Source organism: Paenibacillus sp. 01T443, assembly GCF_056398325.1.
Genome location: NZ_JBFTPE010000011.1, coordinates 76243 through 92417 on the forward strand (window position 1 = coordinate 76243; position 16175 = coordinate 92417).

Below are 16175 nucleotides of genomic sequence, written 5' to 3' on the forward strand. Positions count from 1 at the left end.
AAATCCGATGCAAAACAACTTTGTGATACAAAACCCATTCGGCATACACGCTAGACCTGCCCGTAAAATCGTTGAAGCTGCAAAAGCTTTCCCCGGAGCCGTTACGCTTGAGAAAGAAGGCAAAAGCTTTAACGCCAAAAGCCTCGTTCACGTTATTTCAGCTGGGGCAAAGCTTGGTGACAGCATTACCGTCAGCGCTGAAGGCGAACAAGCCGATGAAGTCGTTGCAGCTATTGGGGAGATCCTTGTTTCGGTAGAACAGCATACGGAAAAGGGGCAATAAATGATGCTGCTTCAAGGAATTGCCGCTTCGCCCGGCTATGTGATCGGAGTGGCAAAGGTATTAACGGCGAAGACTGCTCCTATCGAGAAAATTCAGCTTGCGAACGAGCAATTGGATAACGAAATCAACCGCTTTGATGCTGCGATAGCCGCGACCCGCCTTGAGCTCGAGGCGATCCATGCCCAACTGCTGGAGCAGAAAAAAGAGCATGAGTCTGAGATTTTCGAAGCGCATCTCATGCTGCTGGAGGATGAGGAGCTCATCGATCGTTCCAAGGAGCTCGTTCAATCGGAGCAGGTGAATGTCGAGTTCGCTTTCCACACCGTCTCCGAGGAAATCGCAGAGATGATCGGCGGGCTCGATGATCCTTATCTCAAGGAGCGCGCAGCCGACATTCGCGATGTGAGCAGACGCGTTTTAAATAAGCTGCTGGGCATTTCTGACGAAGCTCTAAACGATGATTCAGGTCCAATCATCCTGTTTGCAGAAGATTTGACGCCATCGGATACCGCGCAGCTGGATCCTGCAAAGGTGATTGGTTTTGTTACGCAAGCCGGTGGACGCACCTCTCATTCTGCCATTATTGCCCGATCCATAGGCATTCCCGCGGTAGTCGGCATTGGCAGTAACATGGAAAATGCTGTGAAAAACGGCCAGTACGTTATTATTGACGGAACGGACGGGAAAATTTATATCAACCCGGATGAAGCTATGGTTGCCCGGTATTCACAGTTACAACAGCAGCAGCTTGAAATTCGGAAATTGCATCAAACCTATTTGAATCAGCCCTCCATTAGCAGCGACGGCGTACAGGTTGAGCTGGTTGCAAATATCGGACTCGTAAAAGATGCGGAGCTTGCAGCTTCTGCGGGGGCGGAGGGCATCGGATTATTTCGCACTGAATTTCTTTATATGGATGCGGACCAGCTTCCCTCCGAGGACGTGCAATTCGAGGCTTACCGCAAAGCCGCGGAGGCGTTCGGGGACAATTCTCCTATCGTTATTCGAACGATTGATATTGGCGGAGATAAAGAAATCCCTTACCTTAAGCTTCCGAAGGAGGACAACCCCTTCCTTGGCTACCGCGCAATCCGTATTTGCCTGGATCGGCCGGAAATGTTTAAGACGCAGCTTCGCGCGATTTTGCGAGCCAGCGCCTTTGGTAATTTGAAAATCATGTTTCCGATGATTGCGACGCTTGGTGAGTGGCGTCAAGCTAAGGCGATGCTCGAGGAAACGAAGCAAGAGCTAAGCGCGGCTGGGATTGCCTATAATCCCCGTATTGAAACCGGCATTATGATTGAGATTCCTGCAGCCGCGCTGCTTGCCGATAAATTCGCGAAGGAAGTAGATTTTTTCAGCATCGGAACGAATGATTTAGTACAGTACACGCTTGCTGCCGACCGCATGAATCCGAAGCTCGGTTATTTGAATGACCCGCTCCACCCTGCTGTCTTACTGCTTATTGAGCGTGTGATAACTGCTGCTCATGCCAATGGCAAATGGGCGGGCATGTGCGGGGAAATGGCTGGACAGAAGCATGCCCTCCCCATTCTTCTTGGTCTAGGGCTCGATGAATTCAGCATGAGCGCGAGCGCAGTTCTTCCGGCGCGCGCCTTGCTGGCCAAGCTGTCGCAGCAGGATATGAAGCAGGTCGCGCAGGCCGTACTCGAGCTAAGCTCGGCAGAAGAAGTTCGCGTGTATATAGAGGAGCATGTTCCTGCAATAAAGTAACATGTTTAAAAGCCCGGATCAGGATCCGGGCTTTTTTGATATGTCTGCGGGTAATTTCAATTTATTTTCCAGAACAAAAAAATGATTAAACATACCCAAAACACGGATCTTGTTATTTTCGTCATAAGAAATGTTTGTTTCTGCTGTCATGTAGATCGGCAGATGACGGATGTACTCCGACGAAATAACATTATCCGAGAGCCCATGCTCATTTTTTAGATAGTCATGATAATCCATTGCGCTTGGCGTCGAGAACTTTGTGACAAGCAGAAACAACGCGATAACGATAAATATGTACCTTTTCTTTTGGATATCAACCGACCCCTTAATACTTGCGTGTCGCGATAAAATTTGGGCCCCTTCTTTGCTCGCTGTAAACGAGTCCTTCCAGCGCAATTGGTTTATCTGTACTCTCAGTCTAATGATCCACTCTCGTAATATGAATAGCATAACTCATCTGGTATAATCCCCTCTTACTAACCGTTATATTCAAAACCATTTATAACATGAAGTCGGGCTGCCTATGGTTAGGCAGCCCGACTCTTTCTTTGAATATCATCTCGCAAAAAAACAGGTGTCAGATCACAATTTGCATCAGGAGCTTGCCATCCTCATAACGGTAGACCATATCTCCCTTATATTTCTCAACGGTTCTCTTCACGATCGAGAGCCCGTTCCCATGTACCCCCTGACCATCATGCTTGGTCGTGAAGCCGGTTTGAAAGAACTCGCCAAGTTCAAGATCCGTAATCACTGCCGGATTCAAAACAGCAAATTGGTAGCTGCCATTAATCGCTTTGCAGCTTACATGAATGTCTCGTGGATGCTCACCTTCATAAGTTTCTACAGCCTCAATCGCGTTATCCAACAGATTCGAGAAGAGCTTAACCAAATCCATCGATGCCAGCCGGTCAAACTCATTGTAATCCGTGTCGAAGCTGATCCTAATATTTTTAGAATGTGCCAGCTCCCATTTACTCTTAAAGAGTACCAGAAGCATCGGATTTTTGACGCTCAAGGATAAATGCAGCGTTTTGGATTCCTCTGTCAGCTGCTTCAAATAATCATGCGCTTGATCGTGCTTTCCGATGTCCATTAATCCATTCAGCACCTGAAAATGATTCATCAAATCATGCCGGCTTGATTTGATCGTGTCTACTACCTTTCCCAGCTCCGAGATATACATCTTCTCTGATTCCTGTAAATCCCGGTTAAGACGAGCCCTGTACCATTTGTTCAAGAAAAGGACCACGGCTACCAATACGAGTGCAAATAAGATATCCATTCCAAAAATAAACATATTGTTTCGGATGACCTGATGGCTGATGATCTCTATTTCCTCGGTAGAAATATCTATCCCTAGAACACCCAGTACGTCCCCGTTATCGTCAAAAATCGGAACTCCTACGGATAGATACGACCCTGCAAGATCATCTTGAATAATAGCAGTAGAGTATTTAGATCCTTGCTTAGCAAGACGCACCTGGTCAGCAGGAACTGTGCACGGGAAACCAATTGGCATATCCTTTACCGTCGGTGGCAATGCGGAAACCATCACCTTTGACACATCAGTGTCATCGAGAAGCAAAATATACACAAAGAGGGCATTGATTCGTTTATGATATTCCTCCAAGTACAACTTTAGCTTCTTACGGTTCTCATCATCCGTTTTCGTGTGGAGAAACTGCTTATAGGTCTCTTTATCAAGCCCCTCTGCGATATCTTCAGCTATTTCCGTATATTGCTTCGCTAACGTAATCTCAGCAGATTTGCTCGTGGAATGATATGAAAAATATAATTTAATTCCTGTCAGTAAACTCAATACCGTTATAGATAAAATGGTAAAACAAATCATTCTTTTCTTAGTGGATAATTGTATTTTCATCTTTTAAATTTTCTCTTTTCCTCATAGTGTTGAAAGTTAATTATCGGATCAATTGTTTAATATAATGAGATAATAAACGAAAAAATCAGACAGCATATCGATATGCCGCCTGAATATAATACTACAACAGATTTGTTATTTAACAAGCTAAATAAGCAAACCTTTTTCTATCATTCTTCTGTATGTCTATTAATTCCACTATAATCAACAAGGGAATTAATGGAAATATGCTCTTCTGAATTATTATCGATTGCCTTCATACTGAGGCAGTCGATTTTTTTATGCTTGCGTATAATAAATTGAAAACGTCTACGAAAACAAAAATAAGACAGCATATCGCTATGCTGTCCGATCATATTGCTATGTTAGATTTGTAATTCACCAAGCTTGATTAGCTCGACAACCGCTTGTGAACGACCTTTGACGTTCAGCTTTTGCATGACATTCATGATGTGTTTTCAAGCACGCAATTAAAGTTGCCCTAAAACACTGTATACTTTCACAATGCCTTCATTATCTATTTCTATTTTCTCAATTAGCTTAAGCAAATGAATCCGCGTCTCTTCCACTTCATTGGTTGTATCCATTTGAGACAAATGGATTAATGATTGCTTCATATCAATAATAAATTGTTCTTTATTCTTGTGGTCATCTGATTTCTTACTTAGTTTCTTCATCTTCCTCTCAGCATCAGCGATTTCATTCTCATAATGACTTTTTTCATAATCATACTGGCCATTTTCAATTTCACCAGCCATATTCGCACGCCTGATCTCAAACAGGAACCTCCGGTTGTCTGAGATTTGCTTTTCCAATTTCTTTATATCCTTTTCAAAATCTTTAATGACAAATTCGGCTTCCTCTAGTGCTCCATCGGGTATGGTGCTTAATTCCATCTTTCTATTCAATCTAATAATAACTTGTTCAATTATCCCGTCCCTGGTCTCTTCATAAGGTATCCACGTTGAATTGGAACAGCCTTTAACTCCTTGTCTCCTACGTTTGCTGCACATTAAATATCTGTATCGTTTCGTTTCATCAGATTTGCTCAGCTTTTTTTCACTGCTCATTGTGACCATGGCCGTACCACATTCTTTACAGAAAACCATTTTGGCAAATACATTGACGAAAGCTTTTCTCCCCCCGCGTTTTCCGCCTCCACGAAGATCCCGCATTTGTTGAGCTTTTTCATACAGCTCCGGAGATATAATTGCTTCATGAGTTTGAAACTCTGTTCTCTCCCATAATGTATTATCGCGCTGAACGAGCTTTTTGCGTCTATTCTGCATGTCATTCAAGTCCTCATAAACCTTCTGAGTCTCCAGCTTGCAGAACGTTAAGTAACCAGTATAATTTTCATTCTGTAAAATGCGTTGTACTGATGAAAGACCCCATATTCCACCTTTGGGGCTCGGAAGCTCAAGAACGTCATTCAGATAATTAGTGACTGATTTTTCGCCCATGTTTTTATTGGCATACAGATCAAATATTTCACGAACAACCTTCGCTTCCTCAGGAACAACCTCCAGCGTTTTTCGTCTATCGACATTTACTTTCTTATAACCGTAGGGAGCTATGCTACCTGTAAAATTACCTTTTTTTGCGGATTGCCGAATTCCGCGTTTAACTGAAGTACTGGTTGTTTCAGATTGCTTCTGGTTCACAGAGGATATTATTGTGAAAATCATTTCATTATCTTCTTTAGCTGAATCGTACATGTCTTCAATTGATACCAATCGGATACCTAATGCATTAACCAGAATTCTTTTAAGCGAGATCGCATCAAGGGTGTCGCGACTGAACCGGGAGAGAGAGGCAAAATAAATTGTATTAAACTCTCCATTCTTGGCGTCAGACACCATCTGCTGCACATCTTCACGATCGGTTATGTTTGTAGCAGTTCCTCTATCGAGATATACCTTATGAATTACCACACCTTCACCAGCTGCGTTCTCACGAATCAAACCCTCTTGATGCTCAGGGCTGTCCTTTTGTGATTCTTTAAGAGTAGAGACGCGGACATATGCCCGCGCCTCTTCTTTAGCATTTTTATTTTTCAGCATAAGTACACGTCACTCCTTAGCATGGTTACGCAAAAACTCTTTAACGCCTATTTTAATGCTTGCGCCATGCTTTGCCAACACAGAACTGATGTTTGGTTCTATTGCATTTATGATTGCCTCTAATGGATMACCTGCTACGGGAACGAATATTATCTGTACTTTTGTTTTTTTCTTACTTCCCTTTTCCATCAGCATCACCTAGTTTATGTTATGAGATAAGGCATGGCCTTTTTCCATACTTTTCGACACAATTAAAGTCTCCTAGAAAAAAGTCCCTTGCCATCCTCGACTTACTTTTTCGTGAGCTCTCTTTATATAAGTTGCAACACTGCCCTCTGACAGGTTAAGCATCCGGGCGATCTGTTGTTGGGGAATACAATGACCGTGAGCCATGACGTAACACTCTCGCTCCTGTGGACTAAGGATCTCAAGCACTTCCCGCAACGCCCTCTTCTCATCCTCGGTCAATGAGCTGCCGCTTCTGCTATTGCTCGGGTTAGCATAATTGGCCATAATCATTGGATCTAGAAGGACTGTGTTTTGATAAACGCTGCGCCGCTCAATACCGCGCTTGGCGCCAGGCTGCTTGCCGGTGTGCAGCCACTCGATCGCGAAGTTAACGTCCGACAACATGCCCTCGATCAAACCGATCTCTGCGAACGCCTCGTTTAAATCGATTTTTAATTCCTGGTATAATGGCCGATGTTTCCTTTTGGATAATTCATCAAAAGGTATCTTACCTTGATGCTCAATTATCGTCTCGAGCTGCCGTCGCCTATCTGAGAGCTTTTTATGTGTAGTACGGTATGCTCGCTTTAAATCCATAAGATCAACCATAAACCCGCGCTCGTCCAGCTCTGGAAAAAACTCTTTCTTCTCCGTGCCCACCTCGCTCACCCCTTATTGTGGAGAGTGCCCCAGCCGGTAAGCCGGGGCTTTATGTTTAATTAATTAGTGCGTCTAGAAGTAATAAAACGCCTGCCCAAAATATCGCAACGAATACCGCGGTCAATCCCCAAAACCGTCTAAACGACCAATACCGGATATTCTTCATTCGAGATTGTCCTCTTCTTGATCATCTCCCACACCTGCCATCGGATCATTTTCAATAACTGACTCTTGTTCAGAAAACTCTTTATTTGTCTCAGCTATAGGTTTAACTGTAGGTTGAGATTGTTTGATGACTTTATCGACTGCTTTCACATTACCTTGTCTCCACTCGTCCCACTTAGCAGCCAATGGCGCAATACGACGACTGTACTCTTCTAAAATCTCAGCCAATTTACCGCTTGATAATTCAAGCTCGGAAGCAATACGGAGATAGCTTTCTCCTTCGCTGTTCCGTTTAAGGATTTCAGGGAATTCATATTCCAAGTCCTCATAGGTTTGCGCCAGACCCGCGATGATAAATTCATTAACGACTGAACGAGATATTTCGAGATCTTCCTCAACGATCTGCGGCTTAGGCACCGGTATACCAAGATCCATTTCTGCTTGAGAACCTTCTGGTTTGTATTCTGTAACCACTCCTGAATCATCCACTTTATAGCTGACGATACTTTCGTTTGTTTCGGCATTCTTACGGATGCGGTAACTTATCACCTGAGCATCTAAACCTATCACAACATCTTGATCAATCATTTCAGCGATTGCATCAAGTTCACCCGCGCTCATGCGAACTGAAGTCTCAAAAACAAATACCTTCTTACCACCTTTTCTCAAATCAACCTTTAGTAATTTAGCCTTAATGTTTGCGAACATATATATATCTCTCCTCGAAATAATATTTGGAATAATTTCAGCGTTATTTCCTGCCTATGCCCAACTGCAGTAGCGCGTGGTTTACTTCGAGCTTCGTTAACCCTAGCTTGCTTGCCAGCTCCCGCCTTGCAAGATGTTTGTGTTTCTGTAAAAACTGACGCTGATCTTCAGACGGTCGGAAAGTTTTAAGGTGATTCGCAATCTTGTCAGGTTCTTCCGCAGCAGCCTTCAATTCGCGGTCTGTAACAACGACAAACTCCACGTCTGTCCTTGAATAGCGATATTGTCGAGTGACACCCTCTTTATTGATCAAGCCTTTATCAACCAGCCATTGCAGCGATCCAACCAGATATCCGTTTTCAACTTCCAATCGGCTTATAATTTCACCGTATTTGACGCCTTCACCGAATGGTATTACTTTGATGATCGACTCTAGTCTTTCGCTAATCGCAATCATGTCTTGATCGCCCCCTATCTTTGCCATTTACAAACGTATGTTCTATTTCAAGGCAGCAGTTGGCCGCCAGATCGCCGGAAACGTCTGTTTTCGTAGTTAGAATCAATACCATTAACTAGGTATTGATTTAAAATATTAGAAGCACAATAAGATGTCTTGCCAAACAAAACCAAAGGAGTGTTGTATATGCGCGAAGGCTTGTTTCCCACCGTTCTTGGAGCTGTAGTTTCTGCTTCTGGTGCTACATTGCTAAAAAGCAAGTATAAACTTGTTGGTACCGGTGTCCTTGGCTTTGGGCTCGCCCATGTTATTCTTGGAGCGATCGATTTAGTTGAACATCGATAAGTTTGGTTAGATAAACGGGGAGGTTTTTCTTGCCTCCCTCCATGCATTTCAGTTTTCATATACATCCCTTGCAAGTACTCCTTAATGACAGTTGGAATTGGTCATTTGCCTCCTCGTTAAACACACAATCACTTAATAACACCAGTACATAACTTAAAGTGTACTCAAAACGTAGGAGGTGCATGATTGATGTCTGGATTTGTTGGTGGTGCTAATAATAATATTGGTTTTATTCTGGTACTGTTCATTTTGTTGGTGATTATAGCGTGTAGTTGTGGTATTGGAAGCTTCGGCTGTGGTAAAGGCTACTAAATAAACGTTACAACCTCATGCCTCCATGGATGCAAATTATAAGCAATTCCTCCAAATAGCTCCTCCCAAAAGGCCCATTCTATGGGTCTTTTGCGTTCTAATAAACCTCCCATGTTCTTCCGTATTCAAACGAAACAATGGATACAGGAACATGGATTGCCATTATCGTAGCTGTTGCTGTGGCGCTTGGTATTTTTAGCAGAAAAAAGAAGAAATAATCCAATATTCATTGAGATACTTAATAGTCGTTCTCTTAATTCGTTGAAGCTCTTGCTTTGGTTTGATCTTGTTTTTAAGGATCGCGCCATCGTTTATCACACCTCGATAATTAAAATGAAAAAATATCTGCTCTATTAACTTCTTCCGAGAAATCAATTTCCAAAAGCGGAACCAACCGTTCACCAATTGCTCTTATCACATTGACCGTCACCGCATTCCCAGCCTGCTTGTACCGTTGTGAATCCGAAATCCCCGCTGCTCTCACTGTCTCATGTGCTTCGTCCGAGAATCCTTGCAGACGCCAGCATTCGAGTGGTGTTAGTTTGCGGATGCGGTAGAGTGGATCGGGAGTAAGGACTGGTCGAACTTCCTCCGCAATATAATCGCAGTTGTGTTTGCAATCGAGTGATGATTTTCCGCTAGTTCGTATAGTTCGATTGATGTCATCGGGTCCAGGAATCCAATCTGGCTTTTCTACGAGCATCGGAACTTTATCGACGCGGGCAGCTTGTAAGGTTCCGGTAATATCCTCTGTAACTCCGTATTGACCGGCGAATTGTCTCTGTAAGACCATTGTTCTCTGTCCATGGTTGTCCATTCCCTTGACGTAGTTGGCGTCAATTGTGTTGGCTATTCCTTCGGAGTTTACGCGGATGTTCCCACGATCATTGACGCAAGGCTCCACTATCTTAGTAACCACGTTTCCGTGCTGGTTCAGACATGTCGGAGCATTCCCGTCCGTCCCATATACTGCACCCGTTTGTCCGCTGTCTGACGGCAAATGTCCAACCTTTTCGATGATCGGTTCCGCAATCTTCGCTTCTCTGCCGCCGCCGCTTACCGCAATTATTGTTGGCGCAATGCCATCAACGCTGTATACTCGATTCATTTGATCGTTGCAATAGTGTTCGAGTGATCCCGCGACGATCGTACTAGGTTCGACTACCCTCGGTTCATTTCCATGCATCTCTCTTCGTAACGTTGGTGATACTTGCAACGGAGTGAGCAGCTTAGTCGTTCGCCCTTGATCGTCAATGAGGAATTGTTCTGTTATTCCCTCATGTGTCCCGTTAAGCTGCGCAATAAGCTTCGCTGTCTTTTCCTCCGATAGATAATATCGCTCGTCCACATTCAACTCTAAAATATCCCGCAGTCGATTCATCACCGTGTCATTCGTCGGCCAATCAAAGTTAAAGGTCCGAATGCCGAGGTCTTGCGCACGCCGCTTCGCCTTCGCTTCCACTCCATTGCCACTAACGTTCCAGTCCGCATGCTCCGCATCACGATTACAAACAATGAATATCCGTTCACGATTCTGCGGTACTCCGTAATGCTTCGAATTGAGAACGTGGAAGTCGATCGCATAGCCAATGTCGTTAAGCACGACGCACATCGTTTCGAATGTGTTGCCGCCATCGTGCGACAGAAGCCCTTTAACGTTCTCGAGCAACATCAGACGCGGTTGCTTTGCGCTGGCAATACGCGCAATCTCGAAGAACAAAGTACCGCGAGCTTCCTCAAATCCTTTGCGCTGCCCTGCGACACTAAACGCTTGGCATGGGAAGCCGCCTACTAAAACGTCATGGTCTGGAACGTCGTGCGCTTCAATCTTCGTTATGTCACCTTGCAATTCCAAAGCTCCGTTATATAAAGCCTTGTATGCTTTGACTGCATGGGGATCAATCTCGGAAGAAAAGACGCATTCGCCACCCAACTCGTCCAGTGCTTGACGGAATCCGCCAACGCCCGAGAATAATTCAATAAATGTAAACTGTTTCAATCTCCCACCTCTTTCCGTCTATTCGGCTTCCAAGTCATGAAATCTCGATCCCGCGGTTTTGCTGCAGCCTGACGCTCGTGCTCCTCCGCCGACATACTCCGAACAGTAACATCGCTATTAGCTGTGCGATCGATCTCAAGCTTGCGCTGCGGCAGTGGTTGTAAGCGGCGACTCATCGCTTGGACCCCGGGTGCTTATTCGGCTTTCCACTTCGCCGCTTCTCTCGGCGCTTCAGCTTGTTTTCTGCGTCCGTCCTATCTGATATGCTGGCAAGCGGATCATGGTATTGGATAATGACCAGCTGCGCCCGCGTTGCATTACTCATATCCACAAAAGCACCCCCTTATTTAGAACATATGTTCGGTTTTTAGGCAGCAGTTAGCCCTTCACCGAGCGATTGCGCGGTTATTCCGTTTTTGCCAGTATTGCTTGTATAACTTCCTGCTGATAAGGCAGAAGATCGACCAACGGCTTATATTCGCGGAGTTGGTGAAGTTGCCACGCAGCTCGAGCAATAATATAAGCATCAATCACGTTATCGCTTTTGTGGGTGTAATTGAAATGCTCGGACACAGCTGCTTTCACCGCTTCTTTCTTCTCTTTGTCCTTCAGTCGGACTTTGCTGCCAACCTCGCCTTTCCAACCGGTCACGCCGACATACTTCTTCGTATGCAACGGGTTGATTTCGTTATAACTGAGCCCTCTTCTACAGATCATCCCACGCAGGCCGCCATGAATCATTCCGGTCGTGATCCCTTTCTGAGTTCCCGCCGCCGCCTGCTCTATCATGATTTCGTCGCTAGGTTGAAGTAGCTTGTACAAATGATTCTCCAAATCTACCAGCTGTGGGATCGTAATGCCGCCCTTCTCTGACTTACCTTCGCCTTTCAACTCCACTTCGACCAGCACCTCACCGCGCTCATCGAGAGCAACAAATCCCGTCTTAGTCGCCGGATCGATTCCCACAAAGCGCATCCGCTCCAACCTCCCTCTTACCTGTTATCTGCAAACTCCTAGGCCTGCCGCCAGCTGCATTACGTTTGATATAACCTTTCTTCTCTAGCCGTTCCAAATGGCCGTGAACGGTCGAACTGGATGCAAGTCCTACTCCCTCGCCAATTTCGCGTACTGAAGGCGGGTATCCGTTTTTACTTATGAAAGCATTAATGAAATCGAATGTATCGGATTGACGCTTGTTCAGTGGAGTGAGCCCTCTTGCCAGCTGCTGTTGATCAGCCTGCATCTTATCAATCAGATCCCGTTGCACCTGCAACCCACGCTGCATGAGCGATATGTTCATGGCTGTTCCAGTATCAAGGCACTCAGCGACTTGCTGCAGCACTTCATCGTCGGTCATTGTGTCGTAAATCATTTCTCTTTACACTCCTCTGAACTATCCCTTGGTTGAGATAAATGGCCGGCAGCAGGATCACTTCAGCGATCACCTCGCCGCTCGAATCTCTGTAGATTTCGCTAGGTGCCTCTTGATAGTGAGGGTCGAGATTAGCGAGCAGTTGATATCGCCTTCTTATTGCTGCTTTACTCATACCATTTCCTCATGATCATCAACCGTCGTTTGTCGATCAAGGTTAACCATCTTGCCATAGTTTTTCATGAACGCCAGCTCTACCGTCCCGGTCGGGCCGTTCCGCTGTTTTGCGATTATTACCTCGATGATGTTCTTCTTTTCTGATTGCTTGTCATAGTAATCATCCCGATAAAGGAATCCTACGATATCTGCATCTTGCTCAATCGATCCTGATTCCCTGAGATCAGACATCATCGGTCTTTTATCCTGTCGCTGTTCTACACCACGGCTGAGCTGCGAAAGCGCGATAATTGGCACCTCCAACTCCCTGGCAATCTCCTTAAGCGTCCGAGATATTTCCGAAACCTCTTGCTGCCTGTTATCTCCGCCACGACCATTCCCACGGATAAGCTGAAGGTAGTCGATTAAGATCATACCAAGGCCTTTCTCTTTCTTGAGCTCCCGGCATTTCGTGCGGATCTCGCCTACCGTGATGCCTGGCGTATCATCGATCATAATGTTTGCTTCTGCAAGAATTCCGATAGCTCGGGTCATCTTTTCCCAATCGTCTGTTTCGAAATATCCTGTCTTAAGCTTTTCACCGTCAATGTTTCCTTCAGCCGAAATCATCCTTTGTACAAGCTGAGCTGCCGACATTTCAAGGCTAAAGATTGCAACAGTCTCTTTGGCTCTCACTCCAACATGCTGGGCGATGTTAAGAGCGAATGCCGTTTTACCGACGGAAGGGCGGGCAGCAATGATAATAAGGTCACTTCTTTGGAATCCAGCAGTCATCTTGTCCAGGTCTGTCAATCCGCTCGGCAGTCCAGTTATTCCTCGTTTGGTATGACGATTGTTATATTTATCCTCAGTCTGATCGAATACCTGATAGAGCGCGTCCTTGATCGCGACAAATGCTTTAGCTGGCTTGTTCTCTGCAGTTAGCTTTGATATACGCTTCTCAGCCAATGCGACGAACCCGGCTACATTCTGCTCCAACCTTGCATGTTTCTCAAGCTCCTTAGCTATGAGCAGCGATTCCCTCCTCAAGGCCATGTCTATGACGATGTTAGCATAGTAGGTAATGTTTGATGCAGTAGGTACTGAACTGGTCAGTCGCGCAAGATACGAAACGCCCCCAGTTGATTCGAGTTTATCGTCATCTTGCAGAGCAGCACTTACGGTTACAATGTCGATCGGTGCTTTCGTTTCATAGACATCGCACATGGCCTTGTAGATCGTCCGATGTGTTTTGTCATAAAACTTTCGATTGGTAATACGATCCTTCACCTTTTCGAAAGCTTCAGTGCTAAGTAGGATCGAACCGATAATAGCTTGTTCGGCTTCAAGGTTGTAGGGCTCTGCGTCTGGCAATCCTAGATAGCTGCCCTCATAGTCAACAGGAGCTTCATTTGGATAGCTCATGTTCGATCACCCCATATCTTCTTGCGTGTATTCTCCCAATACCCTTCTGGCGCGGGTGCATCACTGCGGATCCAATGCTCCAGGAGGGCGAACTGTTGGCTTGCTTCCAGCCGCAATGATTCATTATTTATTACCGGCTGTAGATCGTATCTTGTGATATTCGCGATTTTTGGAAAGAAATCGTTTGTATCGATATGAAAATCTAAATTAGCTAAGCCCCATTCAAAAGGAACGTTTTTAAGCCTTTCAATCCACACCGCAACCGTTTCTTCTTCTAACTCAAGTTGATTCGGGTAAGCTGCCGATGCTTTGAACAGAAGAAATTCTGCTTGCTCCGGTAACATTGGCGTTCGCCCTCCCCCGCTGCAGGAGCTCTTTGTTTTTACTAAGCTTTGTTTGTTTTTGAGGAACTAGATCAATTGCGACCTTGGGGTAAAAGGTATAAGGGTCCCTATCCGGTAGGAACTTTTCGAAATGTCCCTTCTCTAGAAAATCTAGCAATCCCCATCTAGTATTAAGTTTGTAATTCGGATTATTTAAAATGGCATCATAAGTGCTGATGGACTGAATCATTTCCTCCTCAGAATAGTGATTCAGCTTGTACTTGATTTGCAGATTGATCTGTGGGGTTAAGACCCTATGCTTTACCAAATCTTTGCTCATCCAATGGTCAAAAATACAAGATATAAGATCTTTTAAGTTCTTTTCTTTCTTTACATTCTTATTATTGTTTCGCTTCTGTTTCGTCTCTGTTCCAAGTTGTGTTCCAAGTTCCATATTCCGATACCCTCCAAACCCTTGATATTGCTCATAATTTAGCACTGTAAACACTGTTCCAAGTTCATGTTCTTTCGTGCATATCCTCTGCAACCTAACTAACCGATGAATCATGCGATTTATTGTAGCTGTAGAGTACATTTTTACCTGTCTATTTTCGATATATTTCAGGTCTTCCTGCAGCTTTCGAGTTGATCGGAGCCACTCACCGCGCTGGAGGATGAGGTCGTCAGCGACCTTAACACCCTCCTCCGCAAATACCGCTTTTCCGTAGATTAAAAAGAACAATCTAAATTCAACGATGTTTTGCCAGATCGGATTTTCGAATAGCTCCCTGCTTGTTTGAAAAGCACCGCCTGCCATTCCACCTCACCCGTTCAATTAATTTCAGCTTGCTGCAGCATCATTTCATAAACTGCAACGGAAAGTTCACGCTGTCGGCCATTCCAGCCCTCAATCAACTTCTTAACAGCAAGCCGGTTATGATGGTCCCGGTCAATTGGCTGCTTCGGCTCCTCGATCCTGTAGCCATTTACAAGCGCGGAAGCGATTAATTCAGGGTTATCAATTGAAAACTCTCCTAGCCTTCTACGATGATCGCAATGTGAAAGTCTATAAGTCGTTAAAGAGAGTCGAATTATTTCACCGTTATTGATACCAAGGGATTTTAAAAAACCAATTGCTCCTGCCACCTCTTTCGGCAATAAGGCCTTTTTAGGTTCGTTCACTTCTTTTAGCTTCATTGCAAGCTGTCCGCAATTTTCTATAAGGCGAACAATGTTTAGCTCTGCTTCGCCATGTTTCCGAACCGCTTCTTCCTCGTCCTCTTTGGCTATTTTCAACTCAAGATCGAGTGCATCGATATGATTTAATAGCGAGTCAACTACAGGTCCGTTAACATATCCAACACGATTCTGCTGAATCCTAATGGAATCCAATTGAAATTTCAGAAGCTTTTGCATTTAAACCACCGCCTTTTTTTCATATTGCAATTTCACCTCGACCAGTTCGGCATGCTGCGGCGCCCAAGGTGGCGGGCCGAATTTCTTTAGATAACCAAGTTTGTTCAGCCATTCATCAATCGGTTGCTCCGCATGCATTGCTTTCAATACAGCAAGCGTACCCTCTACGTCCGCCAACGCGCGGTGAGCTCCGTTGAGTTCAATGCCATATTTGCCACACATGTCTGTGAGCTTATGAGGAAATGTTGTTCGGTCCCGAGCAATCGTCAGCGTATCAAGGAAGGGATTTGCGAATGTTTTGCTGGCGATCCGGAACATAGCATGGTGTAGGAACTGAAGATCAAACGCTGCATTATGAGCGACAAGCAAGCTGCTAGGACCCATGATGTGACGCAAGCATAGGAATGCTGTCTTTTCCTCCATGCCTCCGACCAGGTCAGCGTCCGTGATTCCCGTCAGCTCTGTAATCTTTGGTTCCAGAACGCCGTCGTATTTTACGAATGTGCTGAAAACAGAAACGGTAATTCCGTTCACGACCCGGATCGCAGCCATTTCGATGACGCGTTCTTTAACCGGATCCAATCCGCTCGTTTCGAAATCAAAAACTGTTATATCATCCGTGACATCAGGCAATTTGGTTCACT

At 44.9% G+C, this 16175-nt stretch carries 19 protein-coding genes and 2 pseudogenes; 4 read left to right on the forward strand and 17 right to left on the reverse strand.

What is annotated here, in order from left to right:
• Positions 1-7 precede the first annotated feature (7 nt).
• Together AC1DLI_RS21480 and ptsP are read left to right on the forward strand one after the other, a co-directional pair.
• Complete coding sequence (locus AC1DLI_RS21480) at positions 8-283, forward strand: HPr family phosphocarrier protein (RefSeq protein ID WP_477606245.1); 276 nt, start codon at positions 8-10, stop codon at positions 281-283.
• A gap of 3 nt (positions 284-286) precedes the next feature.
• Positions 287-2017 (forward strand): phosphoenolpyruvate--protein phosphotransferase, encoded by a 1731-nt coding sequence (gene ptsP / locus AC1DLI_RS21485; RefSeq protein WP_477606574.1) that lies wholly within the window; start codon positions 287-289, stop codon positions 2015-2017.
• A 577-nt stretch (positions 2018-2594) separates the two neighbouring features.
• Here the strand turns inward: ptsP and AC1DLI_RS21490 are convergent.
• From AC1DLI_RS21490 to AC1DLI_RS21520, 7 genes and pseudogenes are all read right to left on the reverse strand, one after another.
• The gene (locus AC1DLI_RS21490) at positions 2595-3902 is read right to left on the reverse strand and encodes a GHKL domain-containing protein (RefSeq protein WP_477606247.1); all 1308 of its coding nucleotides are present in this window, start codon (positions 3900-3902) and stop codon (positions 2595-2597) included.
• Positions 3903-4267: 365 nt separating this feature from the next.
• Positions 4268-4357, reverse strand: a pseudogene (locus AC1DLI_RS21495) (helix-turn-helix domain-containing protein); the annotation flags it as partial.
• A gap of 15 nt (positions 4358-4372) precedes the next feature.
• Positions 4373-5965, reverse strand: a complete 1593-nt coding sequence (locus AC1DLI_RS21500; protein WP_477606249.1) for a recombinase family protein — start codon at positions 5963-5965, stop codon at positions 4373-4375.
• A 9-nt stretch (positions 5966-5974) separates the two neighbouring features.
• The gene (locus AC1DLI_RS21505) at positions 5975-6154 is read right to left on the reverse strand and encodes a hypothetical protein (protein WP_477606251.1); all 180 of its coding nucleotides are present in this window, start codon (positions 6152-6154) and stop codon (positions 5975-5977) included.
• A 72-nt stretch (positions 6155-6226) separates the two neighbouring features.
• On the reverse strand, positions 6227-6853 hold the full coding sequence (locus AC1DLI_RS21510; protein WP_477606253.1) for a sigma factor-like helix-turn-helix DNA-binding protein: 627 nt from the start codon (positions 6851-6853) through the stop codon (positions 6227-6229).
• A 162-nt stretch (positions 6854-7015) separates the two neighbouring features.
• Entirely contained in the window at positions 7016-7726 is a 711-nt protein-coding gene (locus AC1DLI_RS21515) for a 2-methylcitrate dehydratase (protein ID WP_477606255.1), read from the reverse strand.
• Between the two features lie 43 nt (positions 7727-7769).
• Positions 7770-8183: a hypothetical protein gene (locus tag AC1DLI_RS21520; protein ID WP_477606257.1), complete on the reverse strand. Its 414-nt coding sequence runs from the start codon at positions 8181-8183 to the stop codon at positions 7770-7772.
• Positions 8184-8369: 186 nt separating this feature from the next.
• Here AC1DLI_RS21520 and AC1DLI_RS21525 point away from each other — a divergent pair, with 186 nt between their 5' ends.
• Together AC1DLI_RS21525 and AC1DLI_RS21530 are read left to right on the forward strand one after the other, a co-directional pair.
• Positions 8370-8528, forward strand: a complete 159-nt coding sequence (locus tag AC1DLI_RS21525) for an asparagine synthase (protein WP_477606259.1) — start codon at positions 8370-8372, stop codon at positions 8526-8528.
• 189 nt (positions 8529-8717) lie between these two features.
• A complete protein-coding gene (locus AC1DLI_RS21530) occupies positions 8718-8840 on the forward strand; it encodes a YjcZ family sporulation protein (protein ID WP_477606261.1) in 123 nt (40 codons plus the stop codon).
• A 328-nt stretch (positions 8841-9168) separates the two neighbouring features.
• Here the strand turns inward: AC1DLI_RS21530 and dcm are convergent, their stop codons facing one another.
• From dcm to AC1DLI_RS21580, 10 genes and pseudogenes are all read right to left on the reverse strand, one after another.
• Positions 9169-10839 (reverse strand): DNA (cytosine-5-)-methyltransferase, encoded by a 1671-nt coding sequence (gene dcm, locus AC1DLI_RS21535; protein WP_477606263.1) that lies wholly within the window; start codon positions 10837-10839, stop codon positions 9169-9171.
• Positions 10836-11015 carry a hypothetical protein gene (locus AC1DLI_RS21540; RefSeq protein WP_477606265.1) on the reverse strand — a complete coding sequence of 60 codons (180 nt, stop codon included), beginning with the start codon at positions 11013-11015 and terminating at the stop codon, positions 10836-10838. The genes dcm and AC1DLI_RS21540 overlap by 4 nt, the downstream gene beginning before the upstream one ends.
• Complete coding sequence (locus AC1DLI_RS21545) at positions 11012-11170, reverse strand: hypothetical protein (protein WP_477606267.1); 159 nt, start codon at positions 11168-11170, stop codon at positions 11012-11014. Before AC1DLI_RS21545 ends, AC1DLI_RS21540 begins: the two co-directional genes overlap by 4 nt.
• Positions 11171-11244: 74 nt before the next feature.
• Positions 11245-11814: a hypothetical protein gene (locus AC1DLI_RS21550; RefSeq protein WP_477606269.1), complete on the reverse strand. Its 570-nt coding sequence runs from the start codon at positions 11812-11814 to the stop codon at positions 11245-11247.
• A gap of 13 nt (positions 11815-11827) precedes the next feature.
• Positions 11828-12082, reverse strand: a pseudogene (locus AC1DLI_RS21555) (LexA family protein); the annotation flags it as partial.
• Positions 12083-12382: 300 nt separating this feature from the next.
• Entirely contained in the window at positions 12383-13792 is a 1410-nt protein-coding gene (gene dnaB / locus AC1DLI_RS21560) for a replicative DNA helicase (protein WP_477606271.1), read from the reverse strand.
• Entirely contained in the window at positions 13789-14136 is a 348-nt protein-coding gene (locus AC1DLI_RS21565) for a hypothetical protein (RefSeq protein ID WP_477606273.1), read from the reverse strand. Before AC1DLI_RS21565 ends, dnaB begins: the two co-directional genes overlap by 4 nt.
• Entirely contained in the window at positions 14072-14932 is an 861-nt protein-coding gene (locus AC1DLI_RS21570) for a hypothetical protein (RefSeq protein WP_477606275.1), read from the reverse strand. The genes AC1DLI_RS21565 and AC1DLI_RS21570 overlap by 65 nt, the downstream gene beginning before the upstream one ends.
• Positions 14933-14946: 14 nt before the next feature.
• Complete coding sequence (locus AC1DLI_RS21575) at positions 14947-15531, reverse strand: hypothetical protein (protein WP_477606277.1); 585 nt, start codon at positions 15529-15531, stop codon at positions 14947-14949.
• Entirely contained in the window at positions 15532-16164 is a 633-nt protein-coding gene (locus tag AC1DLI_RS21580) for a 3'-5' exonuclease (protein ID WP_477606279.1), read from the reverse strand. It abuts the gene before it with no gap.
• Positions 16165-16175: the final 11 nt, after the last annotated feature.

Coding starts and splice junctions, on each gene's coding strand:
- AC1DLI_RS21525 (WP_477606259.1), top strand. CDS start 8,370: ATGCGCGAAGGCTTGTTTCCCACCGTTCTTGGAGCTGTAGTTTCTGCT.
- AC1DLI_RS21490 (WP_477606247.1), bottom strand. CDS start 3,902: ATGAAAATACAATTATCCACTAAGAAAAGAATGATTTGTTTTACCATT.
- AC1DLI_RS21575 (WP_477606277.1), bottom strand. CDS start 15,531: ATGCAAAAGCTTCTGAAATTTCAATTGGATTCCATTAGGATTCAGCAG.
- AC1DLI_RS21515 (WP_477606255.1), bottom strand. CDS start 7,726: ATGTTCGCAAACATTAAGGCTAAATTACTAAAGGTTGATTTGAGAAAA.
- ptsP (WP_477606574.1), top strand. CDS start 287: ATGCTGCTTCAAGGAATTGCCGCTTCGCCCGGCTATGTGATCGGAGTG.
- dnaB (WP_477606271.1), bottom strand. CDS start 13,792: ATGAGCTATCCAAATGAAGCTCCTGTTGACTATGAGGGCAGCTATCTA.
- AC1DLI_RS21570 (WP_477606275.1), bottom strand. CDS start 14,932: ATGGCAGGCGGTGCTTTTCAAACAAGCAGGGAGCTATTCGAAAATCCG.
- AC1DLI_RS21550 (WP_477606269.1), bottom strand. CDS start 11,814: ATGCGCTTTGTGGGAATCGATCCGGCGACTAAGACGGGATTTGTTGCT.
- AC1DLI_RS21520 (WP_477606257.1), bottom strand. CDS start 8,183: ATGATTGCGATTAGCGAAAGACTAGAGTCGATCATCAAAGTAATACCA.
- AC1DLI_RS21565 (WP_477606273.1), bottom strand. CDS start 14,136: ATGTTACCGGAGCAAGCAGAATTTCTTCTGTTCAAAGCATCGGCAGCT.
- AC1DLI_RS21480 (WP_477606245.1), top strand. CDS start 8: ATGCAAAACAACTTTGTGATACAAAACCCATTCGGCATACACGCTAGA.
- AC1DLI_RS21500 (WP_477606249.1), bottom strand. CDS start 5,965: ATGCTGAAAAATAAAAATGCTAAAGAAGAGGCGCGGGCATATGTCCGC.
- AC1DLI_RS21530 (WP_477606261.1), top strand. CDS start 8,718: ATGTCTGGATTTGTTGGTGGTGCTAATAATAATATTGGTTTTATTCTG.
- AC1DLI_RS21540 (WP_477606265.1), bottom strand. CDS start 11,015: ATGAGTCGCCGCTTACAACCACTGCCGCAGCGCAAGCTTGAGATCGAT.